The following is a 14,460-nucleotide window of genomic DNA, read 5'->3' as shown; positions in this document are numbered from 1 at the left end:
GGGCAAGCCTAGGCGCCGAGCGCCATCAGCTGGTCGATGCACCGCTTCAGTTCGATCACCGCATAAGGCTTCGATACAACCGCACTGCGCAATATGCCGTCAGCGCCGTCGAGTTCCGCATGGCCGGTCGCGAAGATTACCGGTATGTCCCGCCTGGATTTCCGCAACGCCAGCGCAAGTTCCACGCCCGACATATCCGGCAGTCCCACATCGGTGATAAGAAGGTCGACCGCACCATTCTCGATTATGTCGAGCGCCTCTTGCGCCGTATCCGTCTCGATAACGATCAGCCCCACTTCGCGCAGCATGTCCGCTGTGCTCATGCGGATCAGCGCATCGTCCTCGCATAGCAGTATCGTCAGACCCGCAGCGGGCGTTGCTCCCGCTTCCTGCGCATTCGCGGCGGACGACGTCGCCATTGTCACTGTCGCCTTCTTCGGCTCCTTGCCGTCCAGGACCTGGCGCAGCTTCCGCGCCAGCGCCTCCCGCGTATAGGGCTTCGACAGAAGGTCGACGCCGGGATCGAGCCGTCCGCCATGCACGATCGAATTTTCGGTATAGCCCGATGTGAAGAGCACGCCGATACTGGGCAGCCTTTCGCGCGCCTTCCTCGCAAGGTCGGTGCTCTTGAGCGGTCCCGGCATCACCACGTCGGTAAAGAGCAGGTCCACCGGCACCCCGCTTTCCAGCACGGTCAGCGCGCTCGCCGCGTCCCGCGCCGTCAGCACCCGATACCCGAGATCGTTCAGCATCTCGACCACGACCGTGCGCACGGCCTCGTCGTCCTCCGCCACCAGAATGGTCTCCGTTCCGCCGGTTGGAACGCCAACCCCCGGCAGCGCGCTTATGTCTTCCATCTCGTTCACGCGCGGCAGGTAGAGCTTCACGGTCGTCCCGTGTCCGACCTCACTGTAAATCTTGATGTGCCCGCCCGATTGTTTGACGAAGCCATAGACCATCGAAAGCCCGAGACCCGTGCCCTTCTCCTGTGGCTTGGTCGAGAAGAACGGCTCGAATACCTGCGGCAACACATCCGCCGGAATGCCACAGCCCGTATCTGTCACTGCCAGAACCACATATTGGCCGGGCGCAATTTCCGGATGATCGAGCGCATAGACATCGTCGAGATAGGCGTTCCCCACCTCGATCGTCATGCGTCCCTGCTCGTTCATCGCGTCGCGCGCGTTGATGGCCAGATTGAGCAGTGCATTCTCGAGCTGCGCAGGGTCCGCGAATGTATTCCACAGCCCGCCCGACACCACGGTTTCAACTTCGACATTTTCACCGATGGTTCGCCGCAGCATGTCGCCCATGCCTGAAACCAGCCGCCCGATGTTGACGACCTTCGGTTCCAGCGGTTGCCGCCGCCCGAAAGCGAGAAGCTGGCTCGCAAGCTTGGAGCCGCGGTCGACACCGGCAAGCGCGTTTGTTATCCGCCGCTGCGCCCGTTCGTTTCCGTCCAGGTCCTTCAGCAGCAATTGCAGATTGCCGGAGACGACCTGCAGCAGGTTGTTGAAGTCATGCGCGACGCCGCCGGTCAGCTTGCCGATGGCTTCCATCTTCTGCGCCTGCCACAAGGCGTCTTCGGCCTTCGAGCGTTCGGCCACTTCCCGTGCCACGCGTTGCTCCAGGTTCGCATTGGCGGCGTGCAGCGCCTCTTCCGCTCGCCTCATCTCGGTCACGTCGACATTCACGCCGATCATGCCGGAAAACTTCCCGTCAGGCCCAAAGCGCGGCTGTGCATTCGTCCTGATGATCCGGTATTCGCCATCGGCGCGGCGAAACCGCACTTCCACGGAGAACGCGGTGTGCGCTTCCATGGCGGCACTGAATGGGCCGTGGAGCGTATCGCTGTCGTCGGGATGAACCGTCGTCGCCCAGTTGAAATCGGCCACGCCCTCGGCCGTCACATTCCAGAACCGGCGCAGCGCATCGTTCAGATAGATGCACTTGCCGGTCTCGTCGCCCATCCACAGCATCACCGGCGCGCTTTCGGCAACGAGGCGGAACCGCTCTTCGCTTTCCCGCAGCGCGATCTCGGCAAGCCGCCGCTCGGTCACGTCGTGCCCCTGCACGAAAATGCCGCGCACGTCGCTGCGGGCGGCTGCTACCGGATGGAAGACGAAATCGAGATAGCGTTCTTCCGGCGCCATTCCCGGTTCGCGCTGCAGCAACACGCGAATGCCGCGTCCGATATAGGGTTGCTGGGTGTCGCGCACGCGGTCGAGAAGCGAGGCGAAGCCCTGATCCACGATTTCCGGCAGCGCCTCGCGAATGGGTTTTCCCAGCGTGTCGCGATGGCCGATAAGCTGCATATAGGCGTTGTTGACCATGACGAAGGTGTGTTCTGGCCCCGCCAGGATCGCAACGAAGCCCGGCGCCTGCTCGAACATCCGCCGCAGCGTTTCGAAGCCCCGCTCGAGCTGTCTCTCCGCTTCCACGCGCCGCGTCGTTTCGACCACAATGGCGATCACGCCCACCGGCTTGCCGGTCTCGTCGGGAAGAGGCGAATAGTCGAGGTTCATCCACACTTGTTCCGGTTCGCCATTCCGGTAAAGCGTCAACTCCTGGTCGCGATAGGCGAGCGTTCCGCCCGCAAGGCCGACCTTCATCACATTGTCGTTGAAGTCAGCGACCTCGGGCCAGCCGTCGCGGACCTTCGAGCCGAAAATGCCGGGATGCCGCCCGCCCGCGAAAATCGAATAGGCATCATTGTAGATCATGATGCCGTCTCCGCCCCACAGCGTGACGATGGGAACGGGCGATCGCAGGATAAGGCCAATCGTGGCTTTGAGGCTGCTCGGCCAGGATGACATCGGCCCGAGAGGCGTCGCTGCCCAATCGAACGAGGCGATGATGTCGCTTGCTTCGCTGCCCGCCAGAAGGAACGGCGTTTCTCCGCTCTGCATCCCCGCCCCGATCCTCACCCGCAACTATTCAATTGTCGCCCTCATCCCCAACCACTTTATACGCAAGCACCGCCGCTGTCCGCCCGTTTGCGCCTTCTGGGGCAAGGCGTGGGGTTCGCTACCTCGCGCCTTGCTTGTCCTCCGCCCATTGAAGCAAGGCGTCCAGCGCCGGGCAGAGCGATTGCCCCCAATCCGTCAGCCGGTAATCCACCCTCGGCGGCACCTCGGGATAGACCGTACGCAGCACCAGGCCGTCCGTCTCCATCTGGCGCAATTGCTGCGCGAGCATCTTCTGCGAGACGGCGGGAATGGCGGCCTCCAGCTCCGAAAAGCGCTTCACCTGCCCGCCGAAAAGATGAAACAGGATGATGAGCTTCCATCGGCCGCCAAGCATGCCGAACGCGGCGTCGATCCCCGCCGCCGCGCTTTCCGGCGTATGCGCCTCGGGCTTACCCGGCGGTAAGTCACCCACTTTTTCGTGCGTTCTTGTCATTGCGGAAGCATGCCGCCATTTCTGGTGTCAGGCAATTGGACGATCCGCAACCGAAAGGAAACACCGTGACCGACAAACTCCCGGCTCCTCTCTCCGCCTATTTCACCGCGAAAAACCGCCACGAGATCGATGCCATGCTCGCGCCCTTCGCGGAAGATGCGGTGGTGAAGGATGAAGGGGCGACGATGACGGGGCAGGCCGCCATTCGCGATTGGATGATTGAAACGACGCGGAAATACGCCGTCACCGTGGACGTCCGGGAGGTCGCTGTCGCGGGCGAGAACGTGAAAGTGAAGGCGCTCGTCTCCGGCAATTTCCCCGGCAGCCCCGCCATGCTCGGCTATGACTTCACCCTTGCCGGCGGCCGCATAGCGCATCTGGCGATCGGCTAAGGCCTTACGCCTTCACCTTCTGATATTCCACGATCTCGCCATGCCGGGTGCAGCCGGGCATGGCCAGTTCGATAAAGAGCGGCACGAGGTCGGCGGGCTTCGTCAGCGTCGTCGGGTCTTCGCCCGGCATCGCCTTCTTGCGCATGGCGGTCCGCGTCGGCCCCGGGCTCACCGAGTTGACGCGGATGGCCGATGTCTCGACCTCCGCCGCCCATGTCTTCATCATCGCGTCGAGCGCCGCCTTGGTCACTGAATAGCTGCCCCAATAGGGCTTGCACTTCTGCGCCGCCCCGGAGGTCACGAAAATCGCGCGCCCCGCATCGGAGCGTTTCAGCAGCGGCTCAAGCGAGCGGATGAGGCGGTAGTTGGCGGTGACGTTCACGGCCAGCGTCTTGTCCCAGTCCTTGGGTTCGAGATGCGCCATCGGCGTCAGCGTGCCGAGCAGCCCCGCATTGCCGACAAGGATGTCGAGCTTCCCCCAGCGTTCGAAAATCGTCGCGCCCAGCCGGTCGATGCCGGGCATGTCGGTAAGGTCGAGAGGCACCAGCGTCGCCTTGCCGCCCACCTTGCGGATTTCATTATCCACTTCCTCAAGCCCGCCCACGGTGCGCGCGACGAGGATCACATGCGCCCCCTCCGCCGCCATGCCGAGCGCCACCGCTCTGCCAATGCCGCGCGAAGCGCCTGTGATAACCGCCAGGCGGTCCTGCAATCGTCCGGTCATGTCAGAAGTCCAAACTCGTCAAGGGCTCAGGCGATTTCCGCCAGAAGCGACAATTGCCGCGTCCGCTGCTCGCCGTCGCGGTCGGTGAGCGGTGTCGGATAGTCGCCGGTGAAGCAGTGGTCGGTCAGTTGCGGGTTCTGCTGGTCGCGATGCGTGAAACCCATCGCGCGGTAAAGGCCGTCGACCGAAATGAAGGCAAGGCTGTCGACGCCGATATAGGCGCGCATTCCTTCGAGGTCGTAATTGGAGGCGAGCAGTTGTTCGCGCTCCGGCGTGTCGATGCCATAGAAATCCGAATGCGTGATCGGCGGGCTGGCGACGCGCATATGCACTTCCTTCGCGCCCGCTTCATACATCATCTTCACGATCTTGATGGAGGTCGTGCCGCGCACCACGCTGTCGTCCACGAGAATGATGCGCTTGCCTTCCACAATGGCGCGGTTCGCATTGTGCTTGAGCTTCACGCCGAGCTGGCGAATGTGCTGCGTCGGCTCGATGAAGGTCCGCCCCACATAATGGTTGCGGATGATGCCGAGCTCGAACGGTATGCCGCTCTCCGCCGCATAGCCGATGGCGGCAGGCACGCCGGAATCCGGCACCGGTATCACGACATCGGCTTCCACCGCGCTTTCACGCGCCAGTTCCTGCCCGAGCCGCTTGCGCACATTATAGACGCTCTTGCCGCCGACCACGCTGTCGGGCCGCGCAAAATAGATGTACTCGAACACGCAGGGCCGCACCCTCTGCTGCGGGAACGGGCGAATGGATTCGATCCCTTCCTTCGTGCACACCACGATCTCGCCGGGCTCGATCTCGCGCACGAATTGCGCGCCGATAATGTCCAGCGCCACCGTTTCCGAAGCGAGGATCGGCGCCCCCGCCAGCTTGCCCAGCACCAGCGGCCGAATGCCGAGCGGATCGCGCGCGCCGATCAGCTTCTTGTTGGTCAGCGCCACCAGCGCATAGGCGCCCTGTATCTGCGACAGCGCCTCGACGAAGCGCTCCACCACGCGCGGCTTCCGGCTCCGCGCCACAAGCTGCAGGATCGTCTCTGTGTCGGAGGTCGACTGGAAGATCGCGCCGTCGCGCACCAGCTCGTTGCGGAGTGTGATGGCATTGGTGAGGTTGCCATTATGCGCGACCGCAAAACCGCCGCCCCACAGGTCGGCAAACAGCGGCTGCACGTTGCGCAGGATCGTCTCGCCCGTCGTCGAATAGCGCACATGGCCGATAGCCGCGTCGCCGATCAGCCGGTCGATGACCTTGGCGGAAGAGAAGTGGTCGCCCACAAGCCCGAGTCGCCGCTCCGAATGAAAATGTTCGCCGTCATAGGCGACGATGCCCGCCGCTTCCTGCCCGCGATGCTGCAGGGCATGCAGGCCGAGCGCCGTCAGCGCCGCCGCGTCGTTATGGCCGAACACGCCGAATACGCCGCATTCCTCGCGCAGCTTGTCGTCGTCCATCCCGTCATCCTGAAAATACGCCGGTTCGGGCGCCTGAGAAGGAAGCGGGAAGGGCAGCTGCATCTGGTCGGACATCGCTGGGACTCCAAAAGAAACGGGTACTAATCCCCGGTCGTGTTCTCGAACAATCGGTCGAGTCCCCTCCGTTCGGACGGGTTATACCCCGGGCCATTTCCCGTGTCAGCGCCCGAATTGGCGGGCGCGGGGGTCGCTTGGGCCGGTGCCGGCGCGGCCTCTTGACGCGGCGTCTCGCGGTAGCTCGGCGCCGGTATCGTTTCCCGCGCCGGTGCCGGGGATCGCGGCGCGACCTCGCGTCCGCCGGGGGCCGGCGCGAGCGAAAAGAGCAGGGCGGCCGTATCCTCGACCAGGGGCCTCGTCTTTGCGTATCTGATCCAGCCTGGCTGGTCGTCGGGGTTCGGCACCAGCCACGCGAAGAAAAGATAAGCGACCGTGACGATCAGCAATCCCCTCGCGGCGCCGAAAATAAGGCCAAGCGTCCGGTCGAGAAGGGCTGCCCGTTCATGCAGATCCATCAATCCGCCGGACCAGCGGGCGGTAAGCGCCGCGACGATCGCATAGGCGACGACGAAAATCCCGACCGCCGCCACGACCGAGGCAAGCCAGGGCGGCGAGATCACGTCTCTCAATATGGGCGTTACATAGGGAAACAGCCACAGCGCCGCAAGGGCGCCGACGATCCAGGCAAGGATCGACAAGACCTCGTTGGTGAACCCGCGCAACAGCGCCAGCACACTCGAAACCAGCAGCACACCTATGACGAAGAGGTCGAAAAGCGTCAAAACTCTCTCCCGGAAACCTGCCGCACTTTATCACACATCGCGTGCCCGGCGGTCGCCCTTGCCCTTGCCGTCCCCCGCCGTGAGATGGGCTATAAGCCCCGCAAGGTCCGAAATTTCAGTAAATTTCAGCGCCGTGGAAGGCCTTGTCCGCGCCGCGCTGGCGGGAATGATGCCCCGCGTAAAGCCCAGCTTTTCCGCCTCTTTCAGCCGAGCATCCATCTGGTTCACGGGCCGCACGGCGCCCGAAAGGCTGATTTCGCCGAAAATGACGCAATCGGGCGGCAGCGGCATCCCCGAAACGGATGAAACAAGCGCCGCCGCCACCGCAAGGTCCGCCGCCGGCTCGTTGATTCGCAATCCGCCCGCCACATTGAGGTAAACATCCTGCCCCGCCAGCGAGAGGCCGCACCGCGCCTCCAGCACCGCGAGGATCATGGAAAGCCGCCCCCCGTCCCAGCCGACAACCGCCCGGCGCGGCGTGCCGAGCGAACTTTGCGCCACCAGCGCCTGGATTTCGACCAGCACCGGCCGCGTCCCCTCGATCCCGGCAAAGACCGCCGAGCCGCTCGTCTCCCCGTCGCGCTCGCCGAGAAAGAGCGCCGATGGGTTCGGCACTTCGGCGAGCCCCATTTCCCCCATCTCGAACACGCCGATTTCGTTTGCCGGTCCGAAGCGGTTCTTCACCGCCCGCAGGATGCGGAACTGGTGTCCGCGCTCGCCTTCGAAATAGATCACCGCATCGACCATGTGCTCGACGACTCGTGGCCCCGCGATCTGGCCTTCCTTGGTCACATGGCCGACGAGAATGACGGCCGACCCGCGCTTCTTTGCAAAGCGCACAAGCTCCTGCGCCGAGGCGCGCACCTGCGCCACCGTGCCGGGCGCGGATTCCAGCACATCCGTCCACATCGTCTGGATGGAGTCGATCACCACCGCGTCCGGCGCCTGTCCGCTTTCCAGCGTGCCGATGATGTCCTTGAGGTTCGTCTCCGCGCCGAGCTGCACTTCGGCATCCGCAAGCCCGAGCCTGCGCGCCCGCATCCTCACCTGCGCAATTGCCTCTTCGCCGGAAATATAGACGACGGATTTTCCTTTCCGCGCCAGCGCCGCCATCACCTGCAAAAGCAGCGTCGACTTGCCGATGCCCGGATCGCCTCCGATCAGCAGTGCCGAGCCCGGCACCAGCCCGCCGCCCGTCACCCGGTCGAATTCGCCGACGCCGGTCACATGGCGCGGCGGGTCGGCCGTCTCGCCGCTCATCGCGACGAGTTCGATCTTCCGCCCCTTCGCCCGCGCGCCTGCGAGCGATTTCTGCGGCCCGCCGCCGACGCCGGCGCTGTCGGGCGCCTCCTCGACGATGGTGTTCCACTCGCCGCAACTCTCGCACCGCCCCGCCCAGCGGGCCGTCACCGCCCCGCAAGCCTGACAGACAAATGTGCGTGATGCGCGCGCCATGATGCGGTGTTTGCCTTTCAAAAATTCGTCATTGCGAGGAGGCGAAGCCGACGAAGCAATCCAGGGGCTACAGGCACAGGAGCAAGCCGCCCCTGGATTGCTTCGCTTCGCTCGCAATGACTGCCGTGGAGTGAAAACCCTTAAGGCTTCAGCACTTCCATCTGGATCGGGCCTTCCGCCCGCCCATGAATGAACTGGTCGACATACTCATTGCCGCTATTGTCCACTTCCGCGCGGCTGCCCGACCAGATGATCTTCCCCTTGTAGATCATCGCCACCTTGTCCGCGATCTTGCGTGCGCTCGCCATGTCATGCGTGATCGAGAGTGTCGTTGCGCCAAGGTCTTTCACGCTGTCGACGATCAGATCGTTGATGACGTCCGCCATGATCGGGTCGAGGCCCGTGGTGGGTTCGTCGAAGAAAATGATTTCCGGCTCCGTCGCGATGGCGCGCGCAAGTCCGACGCGCTTCTGCATGCCGCCTGAAAGCTCGGCGGGATAAAGCTCGCCCACTTCCGGCGCGAGCCCCACCTTGGCAAGCTTCTCGATGGCAATGTCTTTCGCCTGTTTGCGCTTCATCTTCCGCCCTTGTATCAGGCCGAAGGCGACATTCTCCCAGACAGGCAGGCTGTCGAACAGCGCCGCGCCCTGAAACAGCATGCCGAATTTGCGGAGCACCTTCTCGCGCTCGCCGCTATCCATTTTCAGCACGTTCTTGCCGTCGACGAAAATTTCGCCGCTGTCCGGCCGGATGATGCCGAGCACGCATTTGATCATCACCGACTTGCCGGTGCCCGAGCCGCCGATCACGACAAGAGACTCGCCTTTCGGCACAGTAAGGTTGATGCCGTCCAGCACCACCTTCTTGCCGAAGCGCTTGTGGACGTTCCTGAGTTCGATCTTGGCGTCGCTCATGATGTCAGCTCGCAAACAGCAGCGACGTCATGACGTAGTTCGCCGCAAGGATCAGAATGGAGGCCGTCACCACCGCGTTCGTCGTCGCGCGGCCCACGCCCTGCGCGCCACCCTTCGAGTTGAAGCCGTGGAAGCAGCCCATGACGGCGATGATGAAGCCGAACACCGCCGCCTTGATGAGGCCGGACGTCACATCGTCGAGCTTCAGGAAGTCCGCCGTATTCTTGATATAGACGCCGCCGTTGAAATCGAGCGACGCCGTGCCCACCACATAGCCGCCCATGATGCCGATGATGTCGGCAACGAGCACCAGCAGCGGCAGCGTGATGACGGCTGCCACCACGCGCGGCACCACCAGATATTTATGCGGGTTGGTCGAAAGCGTCGTCAGCGCGTCGATCTGCTCTGTCACGCGCATCGTGCCGAGTTCCGCCGCGATCGCCGCCGAAACGCGCCCCGCCACCATCAGGCCGCCAAGCACCGGCCCCAGTTCGCGTGTGATGCCGAGCGCGACGATGGTCGCGACGATCGATTCCGAATTGAACGAGTTGCCGCCGTAATAGATTTGCAGCGCCAGCGCGCCACCCGTGAAGAAGGCGGTGAGCGCCACCACCGGCAGCGAGAAATAGCCGATCCGCAGCATCTGCTGCGCCGTCAGCCGCCAGAAGAAGGGCGGCCGCAGGATGTGGGAAACCGACAGCCAGACGAATAGCGACAGCCGTCCGATCTCGCCAAGCAGCGCCAGCACGACCCGCCCGATAACCGCGAAAAAATTCAAACCCGTCCCCCGCCTTCAGTCATGGCCTTGCCGCCCGAAACATAGATCCGCATATATCTGCCGCCCAGGCTCGTCAGAATTTCATAGCCGAGTGTTCCCGCCTTGAGGCCCACATCGTCCACCGTGATATGCGGGCCGATCAGCTCCGCCATGTCGCCGCGCTTCACCGCCCCTTCGGGTAGCCCGCTCACGTCGACGATCAGCATATCCATGGAGATTCGCCCCGCGACGGGCGCAGTGTAACCCGCAATCCGCACCTGTCCGCCATAATCGTCGCCGCCATCGCCGTTTGGCCGGGGAGAGCTCAGCGCCCTCATATAGCCATCGGCATATCCCGCCGCGAGCACCGCCATGCGGGCCGTTCCGCGCGCCTTCCAGGTCGCGCCATAGCCGGCCGTCTCCTCCGCCGCCATCTCCCGCACCGCCAGCACCCGCGCTTCGACGGTCACGGCGGGGCGGAAGGGGTGTTCCCGCCCCGTAAAGGGGCTCCCCCCGTAAAGCGACACGCCGGGCCTCACCAGGTCGAAATGGTAGTCTTTCCCGAGATAGATACCGCCCGAATTGGCCAGGCTCGCCTTCGCCCCGGCAAAGCGCCCGGCCAGTATTGTCCGCAGCCCGCGAAACCGCGCCAGTTGCCTTGCATTCATCGGGCTCGCCGCATCGTCCGCACAGGCAAGATGGCTCATGATGAGCCGCACCTCGATCCCCGCCGTCAGCGCGCCCTCCGCCGCCAGCGCCGCCGCATCCGCCTCGCTCATGCCGAGCCGGTTCATGCCGGTGTCGAAATGCAGCGCCGCCTTCAGGCTCCCGCCCTTCGCCGCCTCCCGCCATTCGGCCACTTCCGCCATCGAGGCGAGGCAGGGCACGAGCCCATGCGCGGCATAAAACCCCGCCGTTCCCGGAAAAAGCCCGTTCAGAACATAAATCTCCGCGTCGGGCAGCAGCGCCCGCAGCGCCGCGCCCTCATTTGCCTCCGCCACAAAGAAGCTTCGGCAGCCCTCCGCCGCCAGCCGCCGGGCCACCGGCCCCATGCCGAGTCCATAGGCATTGGCCTTCACGACCGCCGAAACCTCGGCGCCGGCCGCCTCCGCCCGCAACATGTCGTAATTCGCCGCCACAGCATCGAGATCGATGGTGAGAAGGCCGCCCGCGGCAGCAAGATCTGTATCGGTACCGATGACTGGTGCTCGCTTCGTGAATCGGAGAAAGGCCCGCGCGATCATACTGGATCGCCGCGCCGGGGAAACCGTCCTTCATCGCTGACCCGGGTTGAGACAGCGAATACTTGAACCCTCGGAGATGAGGCGAAAAGAAAATCTGTCTTTCACTATATTTGGACAGGAATGGTTAATGCCCGTTGCTCAAAAGCTCCTTTACGCGTGAGAACTTCTTAAGAGTATTGCTCCACACTCGCCATCGCCCTTGGAGCGACCGCGATGGACCGGACCTCGATCAGACACAAGCCGATGATTGGCATGGCGGCCTTTCTCCTTGCCTGTCTTTTGGCTTGGGCCGCGCCGCTGCCCGCATCGGGCGAAACCGTCCTGCGGCCGCCATCCGCCGCCGGCCTCGCCAATGGCGATCCTCTGATGCTGGAGGAAGGCTGGACCGTCTATCGCGACGCCCTTGTGCCTGCGGCGCGCTTCGGCGGCGGCTGCTCCCTCTCCTTCGCAGGTCTCGAAGCCGAGCACGTGACACTTCCCGATATCTGGGGCCCCGCGCTCACCACCCGCGTTTCCACAGGCCACGGCACCGCCACCTATTGCCTCGATCTCGCCCTGCCGCAAACCTCGCAGGCGCTGGCCCTCTCCCTCGGCACCACGCGCTCCGTCTACGCGATCTATGCCGTCTCGAGAGGACGCTATGGCGAGTTGGAAGTGCAGTCCCTGCACCGCAATGGCGATCCGTCGCGCGCGGAAGGCATCGTTGCCGTCAACCCGACCGCGCCCGTCATCCCGCTGCCCCACGATCTCCGGCAGTTCCGCCTCGTCGTGCAGCTCGCCAATTACGTTCACAAGCAGGGCGGCATCGTCGACGTGCCCTCGATCGGCTTCCTGCAAAAAATGGATTCCGCCGAGCGCCGCGCCAGCGCGCTGCCGACGGCGCTCGCACTTGTCCTCGTCCTTGTCGCGATCCTCACGCTCGTCGTCGGCCGTTCCACCAGCAACCCGCGCGGCCATCTGATCTTCGCCGCCCTCTGCGCCACCTCGGCGCTTCGTGTCGTCCTTGTCAGCAATCTCATCTGGGACTATCTGCCCTCCTTCCCGGAAGCGCGCAAATACGACCTCGAATATTTCTCGCTCTTCCTTGTCGCCCCCGCTTACTACGCTTTCATCTGCTATCTCTTCCGCGAGGGCAGGGTGGTCTGGGTCGACAAGCTGATCTATGGCGTCTCGGCCGTCTTCTGCCTTTTCGCCCTTCTTGTCGCGCCCTTCATGGCGCCGGGCACCGTCACGCTGCTGCGCGAGCCGTTCCAGCTTCTCTGGGCCGTCATCATCCTCGCCGTCGGCGTCACGATCCTCCGTACGCTGCTGATGGAAAAGGAAGCGCGCCGCGATGCGCTCGCCGTCCTTCTCGCCGCCATGGTCTATTTCGCCTACGAAGTGCTGACGAGCATGAAGATCATCGGCGCCTCGATGGAGCTGTCGAACCTTCTCATCGTCTTCGTCACCATGCTCCACATCCGCGCCTTCATGCTGAAATACCGCCGCGTGGAGGGCGAGCGCGACACCCTCCACCGGACCCTGCGCGATGCGAACGCCGTTCTCGAGGCGCGCGCCGACGAGCTCACCCGCGCCCTCATGGCCGCCGAACAGGCATCCCTCGCCAAATCCGAATTCCTCGCCACCATGAGCCACGAGCTCCGCACGCCCCTGAACGCCATTATCGGCTTTTCCGAAACTATGAAGCTCGAAGTCTTCGGCCCTCTCGGCCACGGCAAATATGCGGAATATGCGAAGGACATCAACAATTCGGGCACCCATCTTCTCGATCTCGTCAGCGACATCCTCGACATCTCCCGCGTCGAATCCGGCACCGATGCGCTCAACGAAGAGGAAGTCTGCATCGAAAGCGTGGCAAGGGCGGTGCTCGCCGCCACCGCCGCTCAGGCCGGTAAGGCGGAAGTCGTCTGCCGCCTCGATGCGGATGCCGGCCTCCCGCCGGTCTTCGCCGACGAGCGCAAGATCAGGCAGATACTGACGAACCTCGTCGGCAACGCGATCAAGTTCAATGTCCCCGGCGGCACGGTCGCGGTCACGCTCGCGCGGGACGAGAGCGGCTACCGCATCGCCGTCGCCGACACCGGCATCGGCATCGTCGCCGAAGACATCCCCAAGGCGCTCGCCCGCTTCGGTCAGCTCGAAGACCAGTTCCGCCGCAAATACGAAGGCCTCGGCCTCGGCCTGCCCATCGTCCAGGTGCTGACCGAACAGCATGGCGGCCACTTCGCCATCGAAAGCACCCCCGGCCGCGGCACCACGGTCACCATTACCCTCCCGCGCGAACGCTGCCTGCCCTCCGCCCCGGACCTCGCCTGCGCTGCCGGGTAAGGGGCGCCTCGCCCGAGACCGCAACGCGGCGCAACAGGAAAGCCGAGGGCCTCGCTCCGCGAATGAAAATCCTTTATGCGCCTGCCTGCAATGCGATCGGCACCGCCAACACGTCGCAATCCACACTTTTGAGAACCGCGTCCGCCACGCTGCCGAGCAGCAGACGCTTGGCGCCCGTAAGTCCCTTCGTGCCGATGATGAGCAGATCGGCCTTCCTTTCCGCCACCGCCCTGGCGATGACGTCGAAGGGAGCGCCTTCCTCCAACTTCAGTTCATAGTCGTTCGGCGCGAGGTCGAGCCCCTCGATGAAGGTTTGGATGGCCTGTCCGGCTTCCGAGGATTCATGCGCCACGTAATCCGCGATCTTGTCCGGTTCGACATTCGCATAGACCATCATGCCTTTGGCCAGTGGGAGAAACGCATGCAGGAGCGTGACCTTGAGTCCGTCGAGGATTCCGAGCGCCCTGGCCGTGCGCAGGGCCCGGACCGAGGCGTCGGACAGGTCGGTTGCGACGACGACGTTGCGATAGGGACCCTCCGCTTCCGAATTTGCCACCAGAACGGGCAGGCGGCCCGTCCGGATGACGCGTTCGACGGTCGTTCCCGTGAAGACGTCTTTGAGAATCCGGCGGCGGTGGGCGCCCATCACGATAAGGTCGGCGTGCTTCTCCTCGCCTGCGCGGGAAATTTCCTGGAAGGGATCGCCTTTCGCCACGAACATCGCCGGTGCCGTGCCCGCCGCTTTTTCAAGTGCCGCCGCGCGCGTCTCGAGCAGCGCGCGCACTTGCTGCATTTCCCGCTCGATGATGTCCGCGGGCTGATCGTCGTCGACGACATGCAGCACGTCGAGAGAGGCGGAGAACTGTCCTGCAAGAAGCGCTGCCCGGTCGAGCGCCTTGTCCGACCGGTGCGACAAATCCGTTGCCGCGAGAAGATGTTTCATTATTTCTCCGTCAGGCGGGCCACTGCGTCCTTTTAAAT

Annotated in this window: 12 protein-coding genes; 2 read left to right on the top strand and 10 right to left on the bottom strand. The window is 63.9% G+C overall.

The window, feature by feature from the left end:
* Nucleotides 1-8: 8 nt before the first annotated feature.
* Nucleotides 9-2,909, bottom strand: coding sequence for a hybrid sensor histidine kinase/response regulator (locus tag PLAV_RS17725; RefSeq protein WP_012112403.1), 2,901 nt, complete (start codon nt 2,907-2,909; stop codon nt 9-11).
* A 118-nt stretch (nt 2,910-3,027) separates the two neighbouring features.
* Nucleotides 3,028-3,402 (bottom strand): winged helix-turn-helix transcriptional regulator, encoded by a 375-nt coding sequence (locus PLAV_RS17720; protein WP_012112402.1) that lies wholly within the window; start codon nt 3,400-3,402, stop codon nt 3,028-3,030.
* Between the two features lie 65 nt (nt 3,403-3,467).
* Here PLAV_RS17720 and PLAV_RS17715 point away from each other — a divergent pair, with 65 nt between their 5' ends.
* Nucleotides 3,468-3,794, top strand: a complete 327-nt coding sequence (locus tag PLAV_RS17715; RefSeq protein WP_012112401.1) for a nuclear transport factor 2 family protein — start codon at nt 3,468-3,470, stop codon at nt 3,792-3,794.
* Between the two features lie 4 nt (nt 3,795-3,798).
* On the opposite strand, the gene PLAV_RS17710 is transcribed toward PLAV_RS17715, so the two are convergent.
* The 7 genes from PLAV_RS17710 to alr form a co-directional block, all read right to left on the bottom strand.
* The gene (locus PLAV_RS17710; protein ID WP_012112400.1) at nt 3,799-4,518 is read right to left on the bottom strand and encodes an SDR family NAD(P)-dependent oxidoreductase; all 720 of its coding nucleotides are present in this window, start codon (nt 4,516-4,518) and stop codon (nt 3,799-3,801) included.
* 26 nt (nt 4,519-4,544) lie between these two features.
* Nucleotides 4,545-5,981, bottom strand: a complete 1,437-nt coding sequence (gene purF, locus PLAV_RS17705; RefSeq protein ID WP_245545287.1) for an amidophosphoribosyltransferase — start codon at nt 5,979-5,981, stop codon at nt 4,545-4,547.
* A gap of 101 nt (nt 5,982-6,082) precedes the next feature.
* Nucleotides 6,083-6,781 carry a CvpA family protein gene (locus PLAV_RS17700; protein WP_012112397.1) on the bottom strand — a complete coding sequence of 233 codons (699 nt, stop codon included), beginning with the start codon at nt 6,779-6,781 and terminating at the stop codon, nt 6,083-6,085.
* Between the two features lie 30 nt (nt 6,782-6,811).
* Nucleotides 6,812-8,236 carry a DNA repair protein RadA gene (gene radA, locus PLAV_RS17695; protein ID WP_012112396.1) on the bottom strand — a complete coding sequence of 475 codons (1,425 nt, stop codon included), beginning with the start codon at nt 8,234-8,236 and terminating at the stop codon, nt 6,812-6,814.
* 140 nt (nt 8,237-8,376) lie between these two features.
* On the bottom strand, nt 8,377-9,150 hold the full coding sequence (locus tag PLAV_RS17690; protein ID WP_012112395.1) for an ABC transporter ATP-binding protein: 774 nt from the start codon (nt 9,148-9,150) through the stop codon (nt 8,377-8,379).
* A 4-nt stretch (nt 9,151-9,154) separates the two neighbouring features.
* Nucleotides 9,155-9,928, bottom strand: a complete 774-nt coding sequence (locus PLAV_RS17685) for an MlaE family ABC transporter permease (RefSeq protein ID WP_012112394.1) — start codon at nt 9,926-9,928, stop codon at nt 9,155-9,157.
* Entirely contained in the window at nt 9,925-11,151 is a 1,227-nt protein-coding gene (gene alr, locus PLAV_RS17680) for an alanine racemase (RefSeq protein ID WP_012112393.1), read from the bottom strand. The genes PLAV_RS17685 and alr overlap by 4 nt, the downstream gene beginning before the upstream one ends.
* Before the next feature lie 213 nt (nt 11,152-11,364).
* On the opposite strand from alr, the gene PLAV_RS19135 reads away from it, so the two are divergent.
* Nucleotides 11,365-13,479, top strand: coding sequence for a sensor histidine kinase (locus PLAV_RS19135; protein WP_012112392.1), 2,115 nt, complete (start codon nt 11,365-11,367; stop codon nt 13,477-13,479).
* A 73-nt stretch (nt 13,480-13,552) separates the two neighbouring features.
* Here PLAV_RS19135 and PLAV_RS17670 read toward each other — a convergent pair whose 3' ends face one another.
* Entirely contained in the window at nt 13,553-14,422 is an 870-nt protein-coding gene (locus PLAV_RS17670) for a universal stress protein (RefSeq protein WP_012112391.1), read from the bottom strand.
* Nucleotides 14,423-14,460 lie beyond the last annotated feature (38 nt).

This window comes from Parvibaculum lavamentivorans DS-1 (assembly GCF_000017565.1).
GTDB lineage: Bacteria > Pseudomonadota > Alphaproteobacteria > Parvibaculales > Parvibaculaceae > Parvibaculum > Parvibaculum lavamentivorans.
This window is presented reverse-complemented; position numbering and strand designations above follow the sequence as displayed.

What these genes read in the sequence shown, in the direction of transcription:
- PLAV_RS17725 (WP_012112403.1), bottom strand. Translation starts at nt 2,909, where the DNA reads ATGCAGAGCGGAGAAACGCCGTTCCTTCTGGCGGGCAGCGAAGCAAGC.
- PLAV_RS17720 (WP_012112402.1), bottom strand. Translation starts at nt 3,402, where the DNA reads ATGACAAGAACGCACGAAAAAGTGGGTGACTTACCGCCGGGTAAGCCC.
- PLAV_RS17710 (WP_012112400.1), bottom strand. Translation starts at nt 4,518, where the DNA reads ATGACCGGACGATTGCAGGACCGCCTGGCGGTTATCACAGGCGCTTCG.
- purF (WP_245545287.1), bottom strand. Translation starts at nt 5,981, where the DNA reads ATGGACGACGACAAGCTGCGCGAGGAATGCGGCGTATTCGGCGTGTTC.
- radA (WP_012112396.1), bottom strand. Translation starts at nt 8,236, where the DNA reads ATGGCGCGCGCATCACGCACATTTGTCTGTCAGGCTTGCGGGGCGGTG.
- PLAV_RS17690 (WP_012112395.1), bottom strand. Translation starts at nt 9,150, where the DNA reads ATGAGCGACGCCAAGATCGAACTCAGGAACGTCCACAAGCGCTTCGGC.
- alr (WP_012112393.1), bottom strand. Translation starts at nt 11,151, where the DNA reads ATGATCGCGCGGGCCTTTCTCCGATTCACGAAGCGAGCACCAGTCATC.
- PLAV_RS19135 (WP_012112392.1), top strand. Translation starts at nt 11,365, where the DNA reads ATGGACCGGACCTCGATCAGACACAAGCCGATGATTGGCATGGCGGCC.
- PLAV_RS17670 (WP_012112391.1), bottom strand. Translation starts at nt 14,422, where the DNA reads ATGAAACATCTTCTCGCGGCAACGGATTTGTCGCACCGGTCGGACAAG.